We start from the raw sequence: 20,669 nt of genomic DNA, 5'->3' as shown, positions 1-20,669 counted from the left end.
AATGAGGTCACCATGCACACACTGATCGAACGTCATGATCGAGTCGTATTGATTCGTCTTAATCGCCCGCAGGCCAGGAATGCTTTGAGCTCGGCCCTGATGCGCGAACTGCTGGATACGTTGCAGCGGCTGGACCGTGATCCCGGGGTCGGCTGTTTCGTGATCACCGGGACGGCAGATTTTTTTGCGGCGGGCGCGGACATCAAGGAGATGTACGAAAAGTCTTATCTGGACATGGTCCACGAGGACTATTTTGCTGAATGGGAGGCCTTTGCTGCGTTACGTACGCCAAAACTGGCCGCTGTTGCCGGTTATGCATACGGTGGCGGCTGTGAGTTGGCCATGATGTGCGATCTGATCTTTGCGGCGGATACCGCTCGCTTTGGCCAACCGGAAATCAGGCTGGGGGTGATGCCTGGAATGGGCGGGACACAGCGTCTTACACGCCTGATCGGCAAGTCGAAAGCCATGGACATGATTCTGACCGGACGCTCGATGTCGGCCGAAGAGGCCGAGCGGGCAGGGTTGGTGTCGCGCGTAATCGCTGCCTGCGATCTACTGGAGCAATCCTTGGCTGCGGCGCAGATAATTGCCGGTTTCGCCAAAACAGCCACACTGGCTGCGCGAGAAGCAGTGGACCGGGCACTGGAGTCAGGATTGCGTGATGGCCTTCTTTTCGAGCGAAGAGTGTTTCATGGTTTGTTTGCCACGGTGGGGCAAAAGGAAGGTATGCAGGCTTTTTTGCAGAAGCGTGAGCCGTCTTTCAACCCGGTTTGACCAACCTTGGGGATTCGTCGCTAGCGGTGCTTTGAAAGAAACTACAGTACAGGGGGAATAATCCTGCGTGACGTACGTCTCATAGCTCTTTTCCCCTGTGGCCCTCGGCCCCGGAGACTTTCATGGTTGATCGCTCATCTACAACAGGGCCGTCTCGGCCGCCCCTGAGCACCGCGAGCCTGACGTTGCGCCTGACCGGCATTGCCGTGGTGGTCGCCGCGCTGGCCGGGGCTTTTGCCTACGTCAACGGCACACTCGACCCACAGCGCCTGACGCCGAAAGCGTTGATCAATGTGCTGGAGAAAAACAACGGCGTGCACCCGGGGTTCCGTCGTAACCACGCCAAAGGGGTGTGCGTGATCGGGCATTTCGAGAGCAGCGGCCAAGTGCGCGAGTATTCCAGCGCCCAAGTGTTCAGTGAAGCGCGGACCCCGGTGGTCGGGCGTTTCGCACTGCCTGCCGGCAACCCTTACGCGCCGGACAACAGCGTGCCGATCCGCAGCCTGGCGTTGCGCTTTACCCAGGCCAACGGTCAGCAGTGGCGCACCGGGATGAACAGCATGCCGGTGTTCCCGGTGGGCACGCCTGAGGCGTTCTATCAGTTGCAACAAGCGCAGTCACCGGACCCCGCCACCGGCAAACCGAATCCTGCGGCGGTGCCGGCGTTCTTCGGTTCTCACCCCGAAGCTGCGCCGTTTCTGGCTTGGATCAAGACCGCCAAACCTTCTGCCAGTTATGTGACCGAGACATATAACAGCGTCAATGCGTTTTACCTGGTGAATGCAGCGGGGCAGCGGCAAGCGGTGCGTTGGAGCATGACACCGGTTGCTCAGGACGCGGCGGGCGCGTCAGCACCGGAGGGCGCTGACTTTCTGGAGAAAGATCTGGTTCAGCGCTTGTCCGCCGGACCGCTGCGTTGGCAGTTGAACGTCACCCTGGCGAACCCCGGGGACCCGGTCAACGACGCGAGCAAGGCCTGGCCCGGCGACCGAAAAGTGCTGAACGCCGGCACGCTGGTGCTTGAAAGTACCCAGCCGCAACTCAATGGCGAGTGCCGCGACATCAACTACGACCCTCTGGTATTGCCCAGCGGTATCGAAGGCTCCGACGACCCGTTGCTCGCCGCCCGTTCAGCGGGTTACGCCAGTTCCTACCTGCGTCGCACCAGCGAAGTGAAGCAGTTGCCCAACGCCAAACAGGAGTCTCGACAATGAGCGCTCAACCGAATCATTTCGCTCCCCTGGCGCGGCTGCTGCATTGGCTGATGGCGCTGATGATCATTGCGATGCTGTTTATTGGAGCGGGCATGGTGGCCTCGGTGTCCGAGCGCCATGAGTGGTTGATCCACCTGCACAAACCTTTGGGCATCGCGATTCTGCTGTTGGTGGTCGTGCGTCTGGCCGTGCGTTTTTCGACCCGGCAACCACCGCTGCCGGCGGACCTGCCGGGTTGGCAAGTGCTCGCGGCGAAGGCCTCGCATGTTTTGTTGTACGCCTTGATGCTGATTTTGCCACTGCTGGGCTGGGCGATGATTTCGGCGGCTGGCGATCCGGTGATGCTCAGCAGCTCGTTGCAACTGCCGTCGATCCTGCCGGCGAATGCGCAGGTGTTTGCGCTTTTGCGCAAGGCGCATGGGTATCTGGCGTATCTGCTGTTTTTGACCGTGCTGCTGCACCTGGCGGCGGCGCTGTTTCACGGTTGGGTGCGCCGCGATGAGGTGCTGGACAGCATGTTGCGGGGCAGGGATCGGTAGCAGCGGAACTATGCGATAGGCGCAGGGGCTGCCGCAGGCTGCGATCTTTTGATCTTAAACATCGAAGGATTCCCCAAAATCAAAAGATCGCAGCCTGCGATAGCTCCTACACTGCGATCTTTTGATCTTAAGGGCAATCAACGCAGGGTATCGACCATGTCGGCAATGGTCGTCAGCACATCCTTACCTAACTGCTTCGAACGCTTGCCGGACCAGCCAGTCAGCGCATTCGGCGCGTCGTTGTTGTCCTTGAAGGGCATTTCAATGGTAAAGGACAGGCAATCGAACTTCTGACCGACGCTGTTGCAGGCCAGGGTCATGTTGGCTTTGCCCGGCTCGTCGCGGGTGTAGCCGTGTTTGGTCTGGAAGTCTTTGGTCAGGTGCTTCAGATGGCTGCGGAAGTGCTCTTCGAGTTTTTCGATCCGTGGTGTATAGCCAGGGTTGCCTTCACAACCGGCGGTGAACACGTAGGGAATTTCTTCATCGCCATGGATGTCGAGGAACAGGTCGACGCCGTATTTTTCCATTTGCTGCTGAACGAACAGCACTTCCGGGCTGATTTCCTGGCTGGCGTTCTGCCAGGCGCGATTCAGGTCCTGGCCCATGGCGTTGGTGCGCAAATGACCATGGAAGGCGCCGTCCGGGTTCATGTTCGGCACCAGGTACAGGTCGGCGCTGGCCAGGAGTTTTTTCAGTACCGGGTCGTCGTGTTTTTCCAGGCGCTCGATCACGCCTTCCATGAACCATTCGGCCATGTGTTCGCCGGGGTGTTGCTGGGCGATGATCCAGACCTTGCGCTGACCTTCGGCACCAGTCCCTTTGCGCAACAGCTGGATGTCGCGACCTTCAATGCTCTTGCCGGTGGCCAGCAGTTCGGTGCCGGCCTTGGTCAGTGCCTGTTCGATCAGCCAGTCATGACGGCCACGGCTGTAAGGTTCGAAATAGGCGAACCAGGCATGGGTGGCGGTGGCTTCAAGGCTGAAACGCAGACAGTCGCCTTCGAAGATGGTCGGCACCCGGAACCAGTTGACGTGGTCGTAGGACGCCACCGCCTGATAACCATCCCAGGCCTTGTTGTATGAGGATTTGCTGGCGTTGTTCAGGCGAAACCAATGCTCCTGACCCACATGCAGGCCGCTGGCCTTGAAGTGGAACCACTGGAAATGCTGGCTTCGGGTGTCTGGCCTGATGGCCAGCAACGCTTGCAGAGGATTGCTGATGTCCAGCACATCAATGTTGCCGCTGTCGAAGTTAGCGCTGATGTCGAAAGAAGATTTAGCCCCGGCCATAATCAATTCCTGAATACGATTTTTATGGCTGCTACTTTACACGCAAGAGGGGGAGAAACCGGGGGAAATTACGGGGGTGAAAAAGGGGGGGCGTCCTCCTTGACGCCGATGCAGCTTAGAGACTGCACGATTGATTCTCAAGTGCTATTTTCCGTTAGTTTCGCCCAGTGCTGCCGGGCTTCTCTTGCCAGCAGATATTCTTTTGATATCATCCGCGCCAATCGAATTTTGCAGTACCTACAGACTTCATTAGCCTGAAGCCAAAGCCAGATTAACTGGCAAAAAAAAGACCCGGCAAAAAGCCGGGTCAAAAACCGTGATTAGCCTGATGAGGAGATAGTCCAGGAGTCCGACCTAAGGTCTCTTGGTCTATCGACTGATCTCGCGACCAGTTGATGCAATAATAATCATTATCATTTGCAAGTCAAATGTTTTTACCTGCGCGATTGGAAAATTTTTCCTGTCCTCCTCCAATTCGCTCCAGCCTCAATTGTTCTGATTGCCTTCCAGGGCCCGGTCGACCATCGCCTTGGCCATGTCGATCATGTGCACCGTCGAAAACGCCAGATCCCGGCTTGCGCCCTGCAGCTGGTTGGCTGACTCATGCGCGGTGGCGACAGCACACCGCAGCAGATCCGAAGCATGGACCAGCGCCTCTTCGCTGCTGATGTTACGGTTCACATCAAAGAAACGTTCTTCGCTGGCTACTTCTGACACAGCTGGTTTCAAGTAATAGTCCAGTGCCCGCTGCGCCGCGGCAGAGCCTTTTGGCGAGGTGAGGCTGGTGTCGATTTGCATATCGGGCAAGGTATTGCTGGGGATGGTCATGGCGATGGCGAGCTCCGTGAAAGATTCAAATCCGTGAGCCCAGCTTAGTACGTACTGTATTTGTGTCTTTAGTTTTAATACTACAATTTGTGTTTTGATGGTCGGAGTACCCCACGTATCGTGCCGCACATGGATAAATGGATTGAATTGGTCAAGGCCAAAATGAGTGAACTCAAAGTCACTCAAGAAATACTCGCCGAGCGCATCGGGATGTCCCAGGGTGGCGTCGGCCACTGGCTCAATAAACGTCGTCAGCCTGGCATCGGAGAGATGAATCGTGTCTTGCGGGCGCTGGGCATGGACTATCTGGAAGTGGCGATGGTGATCAGGGAGCCGCTGCCCTCTGAGGATGAGGAGATCTCTCTGACGCAAAAGTACAACCCGTACTTTCGCTACCCGGTCAGTGACTGGCGGGAAACCGGGGAGGTGCGCGACGGAGAGCTATCGACCTATGGCACCTCGCTGGCTGTCAGCAAGCCACGTTTCGAGCTGTCCGATTACCACGCACAGGGCGCGGCGTTTTGGCTGGTGGTGGTCGGCGATGCGATGACGGCACCCTCGGGTGCGAGCATTGCCGAGGGCATGCTGATTCTGGTCGACCCGGCTATCGTGCCGGAGCCTGGCAAACTGGTGATCGCCCAATGGCCCGGCAGCGCCGAGGCGGTCTTTCGCAAGCTGATCGAAGAGGGCGGGCAGCGTTATCTGGTCCCGCTCAATCCGACGTATCCGAAAGCCCTTTACACCGAAGAATGCCGAATCATCGGCGTGGTGGTTCAGGCGACTGCCAAATTCTAATCGGATCGGTCCTCGCAACGCGTAGGACCGATCTTCATTTCACGCTTGTTCCAACTCCACCAACGCACTGCCTTCGCTGACCATTTCGCCCTCCTGGCAATACAACGCCTTGATTACCCCGGTGTGGGGCGCGCGAATGCTGTGCTCCATCTTCATCGCTTCCAGCACCACCAGTTGCGCCCCGGCTTCGACCGTTTGCCCGGCCTCCACCAGCACCCGCACGATGCTGCCGTTCATGGGCGCGGTGAGCCCGCCCTGATGGCTGTGACTGGCTTCGACGGCGCTGATCGGGTCATACGACTCGATGCGACGCAGCTCACCGTCCCATTGCAGATACAGCGTATCGCCACGGCGGATGGCCCGGTGCTGGCGGCGCAAACCGTGGTGTTCGGTCAGCAGGTATTCATCTTGAAACCGTGCGGTATGCGCGTCGGCATCGCCCAGGGTCAGCGCCCGATCTTGTCCTTCGCAACTCAGATGCAAGGTGATTTCTGTCGGCAGCCCGGCACGGAAACCATTGTTGAAGGCCCATGGCGAACTCGGGTCATCGGCGCGCAAAACAGACGGCTGACTTTGTGCAAACGCCTGGGCCGCCGCTTGCCAGAACGCATCACTGAGCGGCGACGGTGCTGGCAGAAGTTGTTCCTGATAACGCGGAATGAACCCGGTATCCAGTTCGGCGGCGGCAAACGCCGGGTGGCCGATGATCCGGTGCAGGAAGTTGATGTTGGTCTTCAGACCGCCAATGGCAAACTCATCGAGCATGCTCAGCAACCGCAGCCGCGCCTGTTCACGGTCTTCGCCCCAGGCAATCAGCTTGCCGAGCATCGGGTCGTAGAACGGCGATACCTCGTCGCCTTCTTCGACGCCGCTGTCCACGCGACGCCCCGGCCCTTCGGCGGATTCGCGGTACAACGCCAGACGCCCGGTGGCCGGCAGAAAATCGTTGCCCGGGTCTTCGGCATACAACCGCACTTCAATCGCATGGCCGATCAGCGGCACCTGATCCTGCGTCATCGGCAGCGCTTCGCCGCGAGCTACACGAATCTGCCAGGCCACCAGATCGAGGCCGGTGATCGCTTCGGTCACCGGGTGTTCAACTTGCAGGCGCGTGTTCATCTCCATGAAGAAGAACTCACCGCGCGCATCCAGCAAAAACTCCACGGTGCCGGCGCCCACATAGCCGATCGCTTGAGCCGAACGCACGGCGGCTTCACCCATGGCGCGACGCAATTCCGGGGTCAGGCCTGGAGCAGGTGCTTCTTCGACGACTTTCTGATGCCGACGCTGAATCGAGCAGTCACGTTCGTTGAGGTACAGACAGTTGCCATGCTGGTCGGCGAACACCTGGATTTCCACGTGACGTGGCTTGAGCAGGTACTTCTCGACCAACATCCGCGAATCGCCGAACGACGATTGCGCTTCACGCTGTGCCGAGGCCAGGGCTTCGGCCAGTTGGCTGACGTCCTCGACCACTTTCATGCCTTTACCGCCGCCGCCCGCCGTGGCCTTGAGCAGCACCGGATAACCGATGCGTTCGCAGGCGTCGCGGAAGGTGTCGAGGTCCTGGGCTTCGCCGTGATAGCCGGGCACCAGCGGCACACCAGCGGTTTCCATCAAGGCTTTGGCCGCAGACTTGCTGCCCATGGCGTCGATGGCCGAGGCGGGCGGGCCGAGGAAAATCAGGCCGGCCGCTTCGATTGCCCGGGCGAACCCGGCGTTTTCCGAGAGAAAACCATAACCGGGATGAATCGCCTGAGCGCCGCTGGCCTTCGCGGCGGCGATCAGTTTGTCGATTTGCAGGTAACTGTCGGCGGCTTTGCTGCCGCCCAGGTCGACGCGGATATCCGCTTCGCGGCTGTGCCGGGCGTCACGGTCGGTGGCGCTGTGCACGGCCACAGTGGTCAGGCCCAGAGCCTTGGCGGTGCGCATCACCCGGCAGGCGATTTCGCCACGGTTGGCCACCAACAGGGTGGTGAGAACAGGTGCGCTCATCAACGCGGCTCCTTGAGGGTGATTTCGGCTTGCCAGGTGGGCGAACGTTTTTGCAGGAAGGCACGCAGGCCTTCCTGACCTTCCGGGCTGACGCGAATTCGGGCGATAGCATTCTCGGTGTAGCGGCGCAGCGCCGGGGTCAGCGCGCCGTTGCCGACTTCACGCAGCAGATCCTTGCTGGCGCGCATGGCTGCCGGGCTGTTGAGCAGTAGATTGTCGATCCACTGATCGACTTTCTGCTCCAGCTCTGCCATCGGATAGCTCTCCGACAACAGGCCGATTTCCCGAGCCCGTTGCCCGCCGAAACGTTCGGCAGTCAAGGCATAACGCCGCGCCGCGCGCTCGCCGATGGCTTGCACCACGAACGGGCTGATGACTGCCGGCGCCAGGCCGATGCGCACTTCCGACAGGCAGAACTGCGCGTCGTCGGCGCCAATCGCCATGTCGCAGCAACTGATCAGGCCCAGCGCGCCGCCGAACGCCGCACCTTGCACCACGGCCAGCGTCGGGACTTTCAGTTTGGCGAGGTTGTACATCAACTCCGCCAGTTCCCGGGCGTCATCAAGGTTGGTGTGGTAATCGAGTTCGGCCGATTGCTGCATCCAGGCCAGATCGGCACCGGCGCTGAAATGCTTGCCGCGCCCACGGATCAGCAGAAAACGCAGGCTGGCATCGCTCGACACTTTGTCCAGCGCGAGAATCAGTTCGCGGATCATTTCGGCGTTGAACGCGTTGTTCTTTTCTTCTCGGCTGAGCCACAGGGTGGCAAAACCACGCGGATCGGTCTGCAGCTCGAGGGTGTTGAAGTCACTCATGGTTTTCTCCAGATCACATCCGGAACACGCCGAAGCGGCTCGGTTCGATGGGTGCGTTCAGCGATGCCGACAAGGCCAGGGCCAACACGTCGCGGGTCTGCGCCGGGTCAATGACGCCGTCGTCCCATAGCCGGGCGCTGGAGTAGTAGGGGTGGCCCTGTTCTTCGTACTGATCGAGGATCGGTTGCTTGATTTCGGCTTCCTGCTCAGCGCTGAAACGATGCCCGCTGCGCTCGGTTTGCTCACGCTTGACCTGCACCAGGACGCCCGCCGCCTGTTCGGCGCCCATCACGCCGATCCGCGCGTTCGGCCACATCCACAGGAAGCGTGGATCGTAGGCGCGCCCGCACATGCCGTAGTTACCGGCACCGAAACTGCCGCCGATGATCACGGTGAATTTCGGCACCTTGGCGCAGGCCACGGCCGTCACCAATTTCGCGCCGTGTTTGGCGATGCCGCCGGCCTCGTATTTCTGGCCAACCATGAAACCGGTGATGTTTTGCAGGAACAGCAATGGAATGCCGCGCTGGCAAGCGAGCTCGATGAAGTGCGCGCCTTTCTGCGCGGCCTCGGCAAAGAGGATGCCGTTGTTGGCGAGGATCGCGATCGGGTAGCCATGCAGGTGGGCGAAACCGCACACTAAAGTCGTCCCGAACAGCGCCTTGAACTCATCGAATACTGAGCCGTCCACCAGTCGCGCAATCACTTCACGCACATCGAACGGTTGCTTGGCGTCGGCCGAGACCACGCCGTACAACTCGTCGCTGCTGTACAGCGGCGCGATCGGTGTGCGTTGCTGCAGTTCACCGAGCTTGCGCCAGTTGAGGTTGGCAATGCTGCGCCGGGCCAATGCCAGAGCATGTTCATCGCTTTCGGCGTAGTGGTCGGCGACCCCGGAAATCTTGCAGTGCACATCGGCCCCGCCGAGGTCTTCGGCGCTGACCACTTCACCGGTCGCGGCTTTCACCAGCGGTGGGCCGGCGAGGAAAATCGTTGCCTGCTGACGAACCATGATTGCTTCGTCGGCCATCGCCGGCACGTAAGCGCCCCCGGCGGTGCAAGAGCCCATGACCACCGCAATTTGCGGAATGCCCATGGCGCTCATGTTGGCCTGGTTGAAGAAAATCCGCCCGAAGTGCTCACGGTCCGGGAACACTTCATCCTGACGCGGCAGGTTGGCGCCACCGGAGTCCACCAGATAAATGCATGGCAGGCGATTCTGCTGGGCGATGGTTTGCGCGCGCAGGTGTTTTTTCACGGTCAGCGGGTAATACGAGCCACCTTTCACGGTGGCATCGTTGGCGACGATCATGCATTCGACGCCTTCCACCCGGCCGATCCCGGCAATCACACCAGCGGCAGGAACGTCTTCGCCGTACACCGCGTAGGCCGCCAGTTGGCTGATCTCGAGAAATGGCGAACCCGGATCGAGCAGGCGATTGATCCGCTCACGGGGCAGCAATTTGCCCCGCGAAGTGTGGCGTTCTTGCGCCTTCGGGCCACCACCTTGCTGCACTTGCGCGAGCAGGGTGTGCAGGGCGTCGACCTGTTTGAGCATCGCCGCGCTGTTGGCGGCGAACTCCGCCGAACGGGGGTTGAGCTGGGTATGCAGGATAGCCATGGACAGCTCCGTTTAGCGGGTTTCGTTGAACAGTTCGCGACCGATCAGCATGCGACGGATCTCACTGGTGCCGGCGCCGATTTCATACAGCTTGGCGTCACGCAGTAGGCGACCGGCCGGGAATTCGTTGATGTAGCCGTTGCCGCCGAGAATCTGGATCGCGTCAAGGGCCATTTGCGTGGCCCGCTCGGCGCTGTAGAGGATTACCCCGGCGGCGTCCTTGCGGGTGGTTTCGCCACGCTCGCAGGCTTGGGCCACCGCATACAGGTAGGCGCGGCTGGCGTTGAGCTGGGTGTACATGTCGGCGACTTTGCCCTGGATCAGCTGGAATTCGCCGATGCTCTGGCCGAACTGTTTGCGGTCGTGGATGTACGGCACGATCAGGTCCATGCAGGCCTGCATGATCCCGGTCGGGCCACCGGAAAGCACCACGCGCTCGTAGTCGAGGCCGCTCATCAGCACCTTCACGCCGCCGTTGAGCACGCCGAGGATGTTTTCTTCCGGCACTTCGACGTCATCGAAAAACAGCTCGCAGGTGTTCGAACCGCGCATGCCGAGCTTGTCGAATTTGTTGCTGCGGCTGAAGCCTTTCCAGTCGCGTTCGACGATGAACGCGGTGATGCCGTGCGGGCCTTTTTCCAGGTCGGTCTTGGCGTAGATCACGTAGGTGTTGGCGTCCGGACCGTTGGTGATCCAGGTTTTGCTGCCGTTGAGTACGTAGTGGTCACCGCGTTTGTCGGCGCGCAGCTTCATCGAGACCACGTCGGAGCCGGCATTCGGTTCGCTCATGGCCAGCGCACCGATGTGCTCGCCGCTGATCAGTTTCGGCAGGTATTTGCTTTTCTGTTCGTGGGTGCCATTGCGGTTGATTTGGTTGACGCAGAGGTTGGAGTGGGCGCCGTAGGACAGGGCGACCGACGCCGAACCACGGCTGATTTCTTCCATGGCGACCACGTGTGCCAGATAACCCAGGCCCGCGCCGCCGTACTCTTCCGGCACGGTGATGCCCAGCAGGCCCATGTCGCCGAATTTGCGCCACAGGTCGGCGGGGAACAGGTTGTCGATGTCGATCTGAGCGGCGCGCGGGGCGATCTCTTTGGCGACGAAGGACTGAACCTGATCGCGCAGCATGTCGATGGTTTCACCGAGGGCAAAGTTCAGGGATGGGTAGCTCATGGGGCACCTTTTGGCTTTTTTGTAGGGTGGGGAGGGCAGTGATTCGGCTCTCACCTTTACGTTAACGTAAGCCTGTGACGAATGGCTGTCAATCACCCTTTACGTTAACGTCAACTTGAGCGAGAGTAGAGCCAGTTCTGAAAGACCAGCGTCGCCTTCTGTGGCTCGCCACACAAGCCTCGCTCCTACAATAAAGACAATAGGGGTCGTCATGGATCAACCCAGTGCAAACCCGCAGCGCAGCTATACCCGTGGTTCCCAGGACAAAGCCTTGCTGGCGATGACCATCGGCCAGGCGTTTGATAACACCGTCGCGCAATACCCGAGCGGGGAGGCGCTGGTCGTGCGCCATCAACAGCTGCGTTACACCTGGCAGCAGCTGTCGGATGCTGTTGATCTGCACGCCAGAGCATTCCTGGCGCTGGGTTTGCAAACCGGTGACCGGCTTGGCATCTGGGCCCCGAACTGTGCCCAGTGGTGCATCAGCCAGTTCGCCAGCGCGAAAATCGGCGTGATCCTGGTCAACATCAACCCGGCTTACCGCAGTTCCGAACTCGAATACGTGTTGAAGCAGTCCGGTTGCCAATGGCTGGTCTGTGCCGGGGCCTTCAAGACTTCCGACTATCACGGCATGCTGCAAGGGTTGGTGCCGGAGTTGGCGGAACAATCCATCGGCCGCTTGCAGAGCGAGCGCCTGCCGGAACTGCGTGGGGTCATCAGTCTGGATGCGCAGCCACCCTCGGGTTTCCTGCCGTGGTCGCAACTGGCCGATCTGGCGGCCAGCGTGTCGGTCGAGCAGTTGCGCGAACGCCAGGACAGCCTGCATTTCGACCAGGCGGTGAACATCCAGTACACCTCCGGCACCACCGGTTTCCCCAAGGGCGCAACCCTCAGCCACTACAACATTCTCAACAACGGTTACATGGTCGGCGAAAGCCTCGGCTTGACCGCCCATGATCGGCTGGTGATTCCGGTGCCGCTGTATCACTGCTTCGGCATGGTCATGGGCAACCTCGGCTGCGTCACCCACGGCAGCACCATGATTTACCCCAACGATGCCTTCGATCCGCTGCTGACCCTGACCACCGTCGCCGAAGAAAAGGCCACGGCACTCTACGGCGTGCCGACCATGTTCATCGCCATGCTCGATCAGCCCAAGCGCGCCGAATTTGATTTATCGAGCCTGCGCACCGGGATCATGGCCGGGGCGACGTGTCCGATCGAGGTGATGCGCCGGGTCATCAGCGAAATGCACATGAGCGAAGTGCAGATTGCCTACGGAATGACGGAAACCAGTCCCGTGTCTTTGCAGACCGGTCCGTCAGACGACCTGGAATTGCGCGTCACCACAGTCGGCCGCACCCAGCCGCAACTGGAAAGCAAGATCATCGACGAGGCGGGCAATCCGGTGCCACGCGGCACCATTGGCGAGCTGTGCACTCGGGGTTACAGCGTGATGCTCGGCTACTGGAATAACCCGCAGGGCACCGCCGAGGCTATCGATGAAGCGGGCTGGATGCACACCGGCGACCTGGCGAGCATGAACGACGAAGGCTATGTGTGCATTGCCGGGCGTAACAAGGACATGATCATCCGCGGCGGTGAGAATATTTACCCAAGGGAGCTGGAAGAGTTCTTCTTTACCCACCCGGCGGTGGCGGATGTGCAGGTGATCGGGATTCCTTGCCCTCGGTACGGCGAAGAGATCGTCGCCTGGATCAAATTCCACCCCGGCCACAGCGCCACCGAGCAGGAGCTGCAAGCCTGGTGCAAGGAGCGTATCGCGCACTTCAAGACGCCGCGTTACTTCAAGTTCGTCGAGGAGTTTCCGATGACCGTGACTGGCAAGATCCAGAAGTTCCGGATGCGCGAGATCAGCATCGAGGAGCTCAAAGCAATGCGTTGAAGATCAAAAGATCGCAGCCGTAGGAGCTGCCGAAGGCTGCGATCTTTTGAGGAGAAAGTGGAATGCCGGAAAGCACAAAGGGGAGCCGAAGCTCCCCTTTAATTTTGTCGTTACGTGCTCTTTTTTTATTATTGAGGGGCGGTCTGTTGTTGTTTTTGGCAACCGTGGCCCTTTACCGCTGTTTTTGTCGATCCCCATCCGGGATCAAGAGCAAACGTATTTTTTTGAGCGCTGATCTACTTTTTCGCCAAGCGATCCAACCAGTTCGGGAGCTACCTGAAGGTAGTTTTATTGTTCTCTGCCCGGTTGCGGGTTACTCCGAAAAGCACCCTGAAAAGCACACCTTCTCCAAAAAAATCTGTTAGCTGCGTCTCTGCCGTGTTGTTCTTGTTATGTCAGAGTCGTTACGTCTTATTTTTATTGGTTTGCAGCTTTTTATTCTTGTTATGCCATAGAGATAGCAGAAGCCGTGCCAACTTTAAAAAGTCCTTTAAAATCAACGGTTTGATTTTTTTTCGAGATTTTTCATCCGTGCCAAACCTGACAATTTGTTTCCGTGTTACTCGTTTCCGCCCCACGTGCCAGAACACGCGGTAACACCCGGACACATCCACGTTGTCACTGTGCGCTGCGGGCCTTGGCCACGCGAGAACCGGTAGGGCGCCCCAGCACCGCGCAAATCTGCTGGCCGGCGCGAATCAAGGCGTCCAGGTCGATGCCGGTCTCGATGCCCAAGCCGTTTAGCAGGTAAACCACGTCTTCGGTCGCGACGTTACCGCTGGCGCCCTTGGCATACGGGCAGCCGCCAAGGCCGGCGATGGAGCTGTCGAACACCGCAATGCCTTCCAGCAGGCTGGCGTAGATATTGGCCATGGCCTGGCCATAGGTGTCGTGGAAGTGCCCGGCCAGTTTTTCCCGTGGCACGTCGGCCGAAACCACTTCGAACATCTTGCGGGTCGCGCCAGCGGTGCCGGTGCCGATGGTGTCTCCCAGCGAAACCTCGTAGCAGCCCATCGCATAGAGCTCGCGAGCGACCCGCGCGACTTGTTCCGGCGCGACATCACCCTTGTAAGGGCAGCCCAGCACACAGGACACGTAACCGCGCACACTCACACCATGTTGTTTGGCGGCGTCCATGATCGGTACGAAACGCTCCAGGCTTTCGCTGATCGAGCAATTGATATTGCGCTGGGAAAACGCTTCGGACGCTGCGGCGAACACGGCGACTTCCTTGACCCCTGCGGCGATAGCGTCTTCAAAGCCCCGCAGGTTGGGGGCGAGGGCGCCATAGGTCACCCCTGGTTTGCGCTGGATCTGCGCGAAGACCTCGGCGGAACCGGCCATTTGCGGCACCCATTTGGGCGAGACGAAACTGCCGACTTCTATATAGCCGAGGCCTGCGGCGGTGAGCGCATCGACCAATTGCACCTTGTCCGCAACGCTGATGGGTTGGGCTTCGTTTTGCAGACCGTCGCGGGGGCCGACTTCGACCAGGCGTACGTGGGTGGGGAGGGACATGGGAATCGACCTGTTGAGATTGTATGAATGTTTACAGAACCCTACACGAGCTGCTGGCTCTTGATCGTTTGCTCCAGCGCCTGGGTGCAGCGCTCTTCGGCCGTGTCGAGTTCCAGCTTCATCTGTTCGATGTCCAGCAATTGCTGTTCGAGTTGTTCCCGGCGCTCGGCGATTTTCGCCAGCATGCTGTGCAATTGCTTGGTGTTACCGCTGGAGGGGTCATAGAGCTCGATCAGCTCGCGGCATTCGGCCAGGGAAAAACCAATGCGCTTGCCCCGCAGGATCAGCTTCAGGCTGACCTTGTCACGGGGTGAATAAATGCGTTCCTGGCCGCGCCGCTCGGGGCTGAGCAGGCCTTGCTCTTCATAGAAGCGAATGGCCCGGGTGGTGATGTCGAGCTCGCGGGCGAGGTCGGAAATGCTATAAGTCTGGCTGCTCATGGAAGCGCTCGAAAAAGGTCATGGCGCTAAGCTAATGGCAGGTTGACGTTTACGTCAAGGGGCGAAAAGATCGCAGCCTGCGGCAACGCCCACAGACGCGTAGGAGCTGCCGCAGGCTGCGATCTTTTGATCTTTCCTCAAACCACCTGTTTATCCAGCTTCTTCTCATGCGCCGTGACCTGCTGGCACAACTCGATCATCTGCTCGCGCATCCAGCGGTTGGCCGGGTCCTGGTCGGTGCTTTCGTGCCAGTAGAGGTGGGTTTCCACCGGCGGAACTTCTTTGACCGGCAGGTTCACCGAGTACAAATCATGGCGACGAGCGAAGCGTTCCGGCACGGTCATGACCATGTCGGTCTGCTGTAACACCTGGGACGCCATCAGGTAATGCTGGGAGCGCAGGGCGATCTTGCGCTGGATGCCCATTTTGCCCAGGGCCAGGTCGACATAGCCCAGGCCGCTGCGGCGGCTGGAGATATGGATGTGGGTCAGGGACAGGTAATCGTCGAGGGTGAATTTCTCTTTGCCCGCCAGCGGATGGCCCTTGCGCATGGCGCACACATAACGGTCTTCCATCAACTTGACGTGACGCACCTGCGGATCGGTGTTGAGCGGCGCATCCACCGCGAAATCCAGGCGCCCGGCCGCCAGTTCCTTGGTGGTCTCGCGGCGTTTGGACAGGAAACTTTCGATGATCACCGTCGGCGCCATGCGGCGCAGGCGCTGGAACAGCGGCGGCAGGATCACCGCTTCGGTGAGGTCGGTCATGCTGATGCGGTAGGTCTTCACCGCCTGCAACGGGTTGAAGATGCGGCTTTCCTGCACCGACACCCGCAGCAGGGAGAGGGCGTTGCGCACGGGGCCGATGATGTTCTGCGCCATCGGCGTCGGCACCATGCCCTGGGCGGTGCGCACGAAAAGCGGATCGTTGAAGGTTTCGCGCAGGCGGGCCAGAGCGTTCGATACCGCCGGTTGAGTAATGCCGACAATCTGCCCGGCGCGGGTCAGGTTGGCTTCGGTGTAGATCGCGTCGAAGACGATGAAAAGGTTGAGGTCGACCTTGCTCAGATTCATTGCGCTGCGCTCTCTGCTCTTGTTATAGGAAGGTGGCTCGATCAGTCGATCATATATCGGTGATGAATGTTAATACACGCCGAGAATAGGCTAGGTAAATTATCAACGCTGTTCTAGCATCGAATGCATGACCTGAACAACCTCCCTTTAGAAGGTAGCTGCCCATGGATTTCGCTTATTCGCCCAAAGTGCAAGAACTGCGTGAGCGCGTGACTGCGTTCATGGACACCTACGTTTACCCTGCCGAAGCGGTGTTCGAACGCCAGGTCGCCGAGGGCGATCGCTGGCAGCCGACGGCAATCATGGAAGAGCTCAAACTCAAGGCCAAGGCTGAAGGCCTGTGGAATTTGTTTCTGCCGGAGTCCGAACTCGGTGCCGGCCTGACCAACCTCGAATACGCGCCATTGGCGGAAATCATGGGCCGCTCGTTGCTGGGCCCTGAGCCGTTCAACTGCTCGGCGCCCGACACCGGCAACATGGAAGTGCTGGTGCGTTACGCCAACGAAGAGCAGAAGCAGCGTTGGCTCGAACCACTGTTGCGCGGTGAGATCCGTTCAGCGTTCGCCATGACCGAACCGGACGTGGCCTCTTCTGATGCCACCAACATGGCTGCCCGTGCCGTGCGTGATGGCGATGAATGGGTGATCAATGGCAAGAAATGGTGGACTTCAGGGGCCTGCGATCCGCGCTGCAAGATTCTGATCTTCATGGGCCTGAGCAACCCGGATGCCCCGCGCCATGCGCAGCACTCGATGATTCTGGTGCCGGTGGATACGCCGGGCGTGAAGATTGTGCGTCCGCTGCCGGTGTTCGGTTATGACGACGCGCCTCACGGTCACGCTGAAGTGCTGTTCGAAAACGTCCGGGTGCCGTACGAAAACGTCCTGCTGGGCGAAGGGCGCGGCTTCGAAATCGCCCAAGGTCGCCTCGGCCCGGGGCGGATTCACCACTGCATGCGATCGATTGGCATGGCTGAACGTGCGCTGGAGCTGATGTGCAAGCGGGCGGTCAATCGCACCGCGTTTGGCAAACCCCTGGCGCGTCTGGGCGGTAACATCGACAAGATCGCCGACTCGCGGATGGAGATCGACATGGCGCGACTGCTGACGTTGAAGGCGGCGTACATGATGGACACTGTCGGTAACAAGGTGGCGAAGAGCGAGATCGCGCAGATCAAAGTGGTTGCACCGAACGTGGCGTTGCGGGTGATCGACCGGGCGATCCAGATCCATGGCGGGGCAGGGGTGTCCAACGATTTCCCGCTGGCCTACATGTATGCCATGCAACGCACCCTGCGCCTGGCCGACGGCCCGGACGAAGTGCACCGCGCGGCGATCGGCAAGTTCGAGATCGGCAAATATGTGCCTAAAGAGATGATGCGCAACGGGCAGTAAAAGCGCGTCATCGTTCTTCGCGGGCAAGCCTGTAGCGGTCCAGTTTTTTTAGACCAATCTGTAGGAGCGAGGCTTGCCCGCGAAGGCGTCGGCCTATTCACCACAGCAACATCTGATTCAATACACCCAAACCTCAACCCGCCGATTCTTGATCCGCCCCTCATCCCCGCTGTTGGCCGCTACTGGCATCTCAGCGCCAAAACCACGAATCTCGCGAAACACCACACCGCTTTTCACCAGTTCTCGCCGTACCGCCATGGCCCGCAGTTTCGACAGCAGGTCGGCCCGCGCGGGGTCGCTCTTGGCGTCGCCAAACCCCACCAGTGTCACCTGCCGATTGGTTTTGTCGTGCTGCTTTATATAGTCGAGCACCCGTGACAGGTCTTGTCGGGCCTTGTTGTCCAGCGTCGCGCTGCCTTCTTCGAAACGAAAATTTACCGTCAGCCGCTGGGCATGCCTACTGAGTGCCTGATAACCCTCGGGCATCAGCGCATTCGGCGTGACGGCCATGGCCTGAACGGTCTGCGCGATAAAGCCGTTAGCCGCGACAATCGCCTGGCCTTTGCTGCTCTGGGCGAACTTCACCAACGCCTTGGCCCAGGGATTTTTCCCGTTGGGCGGCAGGTAAAAGAACAGCCGACGGGACAGCGGGTAATCTTCCGTCGCGATCAGGCTATTGAGCGGCAGCATGGCCTGGGAGTCGCCATCGACAATGGCCACGGGCTTGGCCTGGCGTACATAAGGCAAACCGATGAAGCCGATGGCTTGCGGGTCCAGACTGACCGCGTCGGACAGTTGCTCGCTGGATTCGAAGCGTTTCGCATTGCCGCTCAGGGTTTTTCCCCGCGGGCTGAGGACCAATTCCTTGAACGTGTCGTAGGTGCCCGATTGGTCATCCCGCGCGTAGAGATGAATCGTCCCACCGGTGCCGCCGAGTTCTTCCCAGGTTTTTGCTTCACCACTGAAAATTTGCGCCAGTTGCTCGGTGTTGAGTTGCTTCAGCGGATTGTGCGGATGAAGGATGATCGCCAGGCCGTCGATGGCGATGACTTGTTCGGCAACCGGGCTTTTCAGGTCGCCCAGCGGTTCGAGACCCAGCCGTTCGCTGTCCTTGATCGGCCGTGACGAGGCCGCGAGATCGGCCTCGGTGTTTTTCAGGGCTTTGAATCCGGTGCTGGAACCGTGGGCCGCGACTTCCACCTCGACTCGACGGCCCTGAGCGGTTACGCCGACGATGCGTTGTTCGTTGGCTTTGTCAGGGGCTTCGCGGTGCACCTTGAGCAGGCCCTGCTCAAGCATCAACCCCTCGACCAGCGCCGGCCCCAATGCCGCGCCAATGGTGTTGGAACCCTGGATGCGCAGCACCGGGCCGCGTTCGGGTGTCGGCAAATCGCCGGCCGACACCGTCAACGGCAGCACGGCGCCGAGCAGCAACAGGAACAACACGCGCAGGGTCATGCCGGCACCTTATAAGCCAAAGAAAGTGCCGGGAGAATAAGTCAGTAAGGTTTCTGAACGATGACAGTGATCAGCTCAACTCAAGCCAGATCGGCGCGTGATCGGAAGGCTTTTCCATCCCGCGCAGTTCGTAATCCACGCCCGCGTCCTTGACCCGCGGCAACAACCCGTTGGAGGCCATGATCAGGTCAATCCGCAGCCCGCGCTTGGGCTCATCTTCAAAACCGCGGCTGCGGTAGTCGAACCAGCTGAAACGGTCGGCGACGTCTGGGTTCAGGTGGCGGAAACTGTCCACCAGCCCCCAGTTCTTCAAGCGGGCCATCCATTCGCGTTCTTCGGGCAGGAAGCTGCATTTGCCGGTTTTCAGCCAGCGTTTCATGTTGTCCGGGCCAATGCCGATGTCGCAGTCTTCCGGGGAAATGTTCACATCGCCCATCACCACGATCGGCTGATCGTTGCTGAACTGGCTTTCCAGCAATTGCTGCAAATCGCTGTAGAAACGCTCCTTGGCCGGGAACTTGGTGGGGTGATCGCGGCTTTCGCCCTGTGGGAAATAGCCGTTCATGATGGTCACCGGCACGCCGTTGGCGTCGGCGAATGTGCCCCAGATAAAGCGCCGCTGAGCGTCTTCTTCGTCAGTGGCGAAACCTTTGTGCAGCGCAATCGGCTCCTGGCGCGAGAGCAGGGCCACACCGTAGTGACTCTTTTGCCCGTGGAAATACACGTGATAACCCAGCGCCTGCACCTCGGCCAGGGGGAACTGGTCGTCGTGGACCTTGGTTTCCTGCAACCCGATCACGTCCGGTTGATGCTTTTCGATCAGCGCCGCCAGCTGATGCGGGCGAGCGCGCAGCCCGTTGATGTTGAAGGAGACGATCTTCATGGTCGGCAGTCCTGGCAAAAGTGCGATGCTAGCTGACATGTGGGAATGGGGCCAGCTTTGGGGTGAGGGGATTCGTGGTGTCCTGTCAGAGATGTGTTGGCAGATCCGGCCTCTTCGTGGGCAAGTCGATGAAGCTCCTCGCTTGGTCTATACCTGTCTGGGGAACTGTGAAGCTACCCCAAGGCTCGTACCAAGAAGAGCGCAGCCATCTGAGCTGTGCCCCAGGGAGATCCGCCGTTATGCCCGAAACCTCGACCGCCATCGCCGATATTCACATGCTCGACAGCGGCTATTCCCGCGAAGCACGCTCCCTGTTGTACCAGGCGTACCGGCACGAGCCGACGTTCGGCTACCTGTTCGAAGCCGAACGCCCCGGTTATGAACAGCGGGTCCGGGCGACGGTGCGCGAACTGATCAAACAACACTTTCTGCAGGATTTACCGGCCATCGGCCTGCTGGTGAATGACCGCTTGATCGGTATCGCCCTGATCGCGCCGCCGCAACGCCGCCTGGGTATCACCGAAAGCTGGGCCTGGCGTTTGCGGATGGTGCTCAGCACCGGATTTCGCTGCACCCGACGCTACCTCGATTACCACGCCGCTGTGATGGCGTGCGTGCCGTCCGATTCGGTGCACGTCCTGCCGTTGCTGGGGGTTCACCCGCAATTCCAGGGCAAGCACTTCGGCGAACAATTGCTGCAAGCGGTGCACAACTGGTGCGCGGTCGATGAGCACTCCCAGGGCGTGATCCTCGACACCGGGAATCCTCGCTATCTGGAGTTCTATAAGCGTCAGGGCTATGAGGAAATCGGCGAGGTGGCCGTAGGACCGATTCGTGAGCACGTGTTTTTCCACGCCAACCCGCAGATGTTACAAACAGCAACAGCGTAATCGTCGAACTTTTTGGGACAAGTCCGGCTCTATCAGGCTCCCAAGCTCGTGATAGCAT

18 protein-coding genes are annotated in these 20,669 nt (G+C 59.7%); 7 read left to right on the top strand and 11 right to left on the bottom strand.

Features of this window, described 5'->3' with window-relative positions; all coding sequences use genetic code 11:
• Positions 1 to 12: 12 nt before the first annotated feature.
• The 3 genes from PMI21_RS04955 (at position 13) to PMI21_RS04965 (ending at position 2,530) form a co-directional block, all read left to right on the top strand.
• On the top strand, positions 13 to 777 hold the full coding sequence (locus tag PMI21_RS04955) for an enoyl-CoA hydratase-related protein (RefSeq protein WP_007940943.1): 765 nt from the start codon (positions 13 to 15) through the stop codon (positions 775 to 777).
• Positions 778 to 899: 122 nt separating this feature from the next.
• Positions 900 to 1,991 (top strand): catalase family peroxidase, encoded by a 1,092-nt coding sequence (locus PMI21_RS04960; protein ID WP_007940942.1) that lies wholly within the window; start codon positions 900 to 902, stop codon positions 1,989 to 1,991.
• Positions 1,988 to 2,530, top strand: coding sequence for a cytochrome b (locus PMI21_RS04965; RefSeq protein WP_007940941.1), 543 nt, complete (start codon positions 1,988 to 1,990; stop codon positions 2,528 to 2,530). The genes PMI21_RS04960 and PMI21_RS04965 overlap by 4 nt, the downstream gene beginning before the upstream one ends.
• 137 nt (positions 2,531 to 2,667) lie before the next feature.
• Here the strand turns inward: PMI21_RS04965 and PMI21_RS04970 are convergent, their stop codons facing one another.
• A complete protein-coding gene (locus tag PMI21_RS04970; RefSeq protein WP_007940939.1) occupies positions 2,668 to 3,819 on the bottom strand; it encodes a M14 family metallopeptidase in 1,152 nt (383 codons plus the stop codon).
• A 486-nt stretch (positions 3,820 to 4,305) separates the two neighbouring features.
• Positions 4,306 to 4,647 carry a DUF6124 family protein gene (locus tag PMI21_RS04975; RefSeq protein WP_007940938.1) on the bottom strand — a complete coding sequence of 114 codons (342 nt, stop codon included), beginning with the start codon at positions 4,645 to 4,647 and terminating at the stop codon, positions 4,306 to 4,308.
• 129 nt (positions 4,648 to 4,776) lie between these two features.
• Between PMI21_RS04975 and PMI21_RS04980 the strand changes: the two genes are divergently transcribed.
• Complete coding sequence (locus PMI21_RS04980) at positions 4,777 to 5,442, top strand: LexA family protein (protein ID WP_007940937.1); 666 nt, start codon at positions 4,777 to 4,779, stop codon at positions 5,440 to 5,442.
• 39 nt (positions 5,443 to 5,481) lie between these two features.
• On the opposite strand, the gene PMI21_RS04985 is transcribed toward PMI21_RS04980, so the two are convergent.
• Genes PMI21_RS04985 through PMI21_RS05000 form a run of 4 tightly spaced genes read right to left on the bottom strand, consistent with a single transcriptional unit; the run spans position 5,482 to position 11,049 of the window.
• Entirely contained in the window at positions 5,482 to 7,437 is a 1,956-nt protein-coding gene (locus tag PMI21_RS04985; protein ID WP_007940936.1) for an acetyl/propionyl/methylcrotonyl-CoA carboxylase subunit alpha, read from the bottom strand.
• The gene (locus tag PMI21_RS04990; protein WP_007940935.1) at positions 7,437 to 8,252 is read right to left on the bottom strand and encodes a gamma-carboxygeranoyl-CoA hydratase; all 816 of its coding nucleotides are present in this window, start codon (positions 8,250 to 8,252) and stop codon (positions 7,437 to 7,439) included. The genes PMI21_RS04985 and PMI21_RS04990 overlap by 1 nt, the downstream gene beginning before the upstream one ends.
• Positions 8,253 to 8,265: 13 nt before the next feature.
• On the bottom strand, positions 8,266 to 9,873 hold the full coding sequence (locus PMI21_RS04995; RefSeq protein ID WP_007940934.1) for a carboxyl transferase domain-containing protein: 1,608 nt from the start codon (positions 9,871 to 9,873) through the stop codon (positions 8,266 to 8,268).
• Between the two features lie 12 nt (positions 9,874 to 9,885).
• Positions 9,886 to 11,049 (bottom strand): isovaleryl-CoA dehydrogenase, encoded by a 1,164-nt coding sequence (locus PMI21_RS05000; RefSeq protein ID WP_007940933.1) that lies wholly within the window; start codon positions 11,047 to 11,049, stop codon positions 9,886 to 9,888.
• A 211-nt stretch (positions 11,050 to 11,260) separates the two neighbouring features.
• On the opposite strand from PMI21_RS05000, the gene PMI21_RS05005 reads away from it, so the two are divergent.
• On the top strand, positions 11,261 to 12,955 hold the full coding sequence (locus tag PMI21_RS05005; RefSeq protein WP_007940931.1) for an AMP-binding protein: 1,695 nt from the start codon (positions 11,261 to 11,263) through the stop codon (positions 12,953 to 12,955).
• Positions 12,956 to 13,573: 618 nt separating this feature from the next.
• Here PMI21_RS05005 and PMI21_RS05010 read toward each other — a convergent pair.
• The 3 genes from PMI21_RS05010 to PMI21_RS05020 form a co-directional block, all read right to left on the bottom strand.
• Positions 13,574 to 14,473, bottom strand: coding sequence for a hydroxymethylglutaryl-CoA lyase (locus tag PMI21_RS05010; protein WP_007940930.1), 900 nt, complete (start codon positions 14,471 to 14,473; stop codon positions 13,574 to 13,576).
• Positions 14,474 to 14,514: 41 nt separating this feature from the next.
• Entirely contained in the window at positions 14,515 to 14,913 is a 399-nt protein-coding gene (locus PMI21_RS05015) for a MerR family transcriptional regulator (protein ID WP_007904077.1), read from the bottom strand.
• 137 nt (positions 14,914 to 15,050) lie between these two features.
• A complete protein-coding gene (locus tag PMI21_RS05020) occupies positions 15,051 to 15,986 on the bottom strand; it encodes a LysR family transcriptional regulator (protein WP_007940929.1) in 936 nt (311 codons plus the stop codon).
• A 164-nt stretch (positions 15,987 to 16,150) separates the two neighbouring features.
• On the opposite strand from PMI21_RS05020, the gene PMI21_RS05025 reads away from it, so the two are divergent.
• Entirely contained in the window at positions 16,151 to 17,380 is a 1,230-nt protein-coding gene (locus PMI21_RS05025) for an acyl-CoA dehydrogenase (RefSeq protein ID WP_007940928.1), read from the top strand.
• A 117-nt stretch (positions 17,381 to 17,497) separates the two neighbouring features.
• Here PMI21_RS05025 and PMI21_RS05030 read toward each other — a convergent pair whose 3' ends face one another.
• A complete protein-coding gene (locus PMI21_RS05030) occupies positions 17,498 to 18,838 on the bottom strand; it encodes a substrate-binding domain-containing protein (protein ID WP_007940927.1) in 1,341 nt (446 codons plus the stop codon).
• 70 nt (positions 18,839 to 18,908) lie between these two features.
• Positions 18,909 to 19,721 (bottom strand): exodeoxyribonuclease III, encoded by an 813-nt coding sequence (gene xthA / locus PMI21_RS05035; protein ID WP_007940926.1) that lies wholly within the window; start codon positions 19,719 to 19,721, stop codon positions 18,909 to 18,911.
• A 239-nt stretch (positions 19,722 to 19,960) separates the two neighbouring features.
• Here xthA and PMI21_RS05040 point away from each other — a divergent pair, with 239 nt between their 5' ends.
• Positions 19,961 to 20,611: a GNAT family N-acetyltransferase gene (locus PMI21_RS05040; protein WP_007940925.1), complete on the top strand. Its 651-nt coding sequence runs from the start codon at positions 19,961 to 19,963 to the stop codon at positions 20,609 to 20,611.
• Positions 20,612 to 20,669 lie beyond the last annotated feature (58 nt).

The organism is Pseudomonas sp. GM18 (assembly GCF_000282195.1).
Lineage (GTDB): Bacteria > Pseudomonadota > Gammaproteobacteria > Pseudomonadales > Pseudomonadaceae > Aquipseudomonas.
Note: the sequence above shows the minus strand (reverse complement) of the source record. Positions and strands in the feature narration are given on the sequence as shown.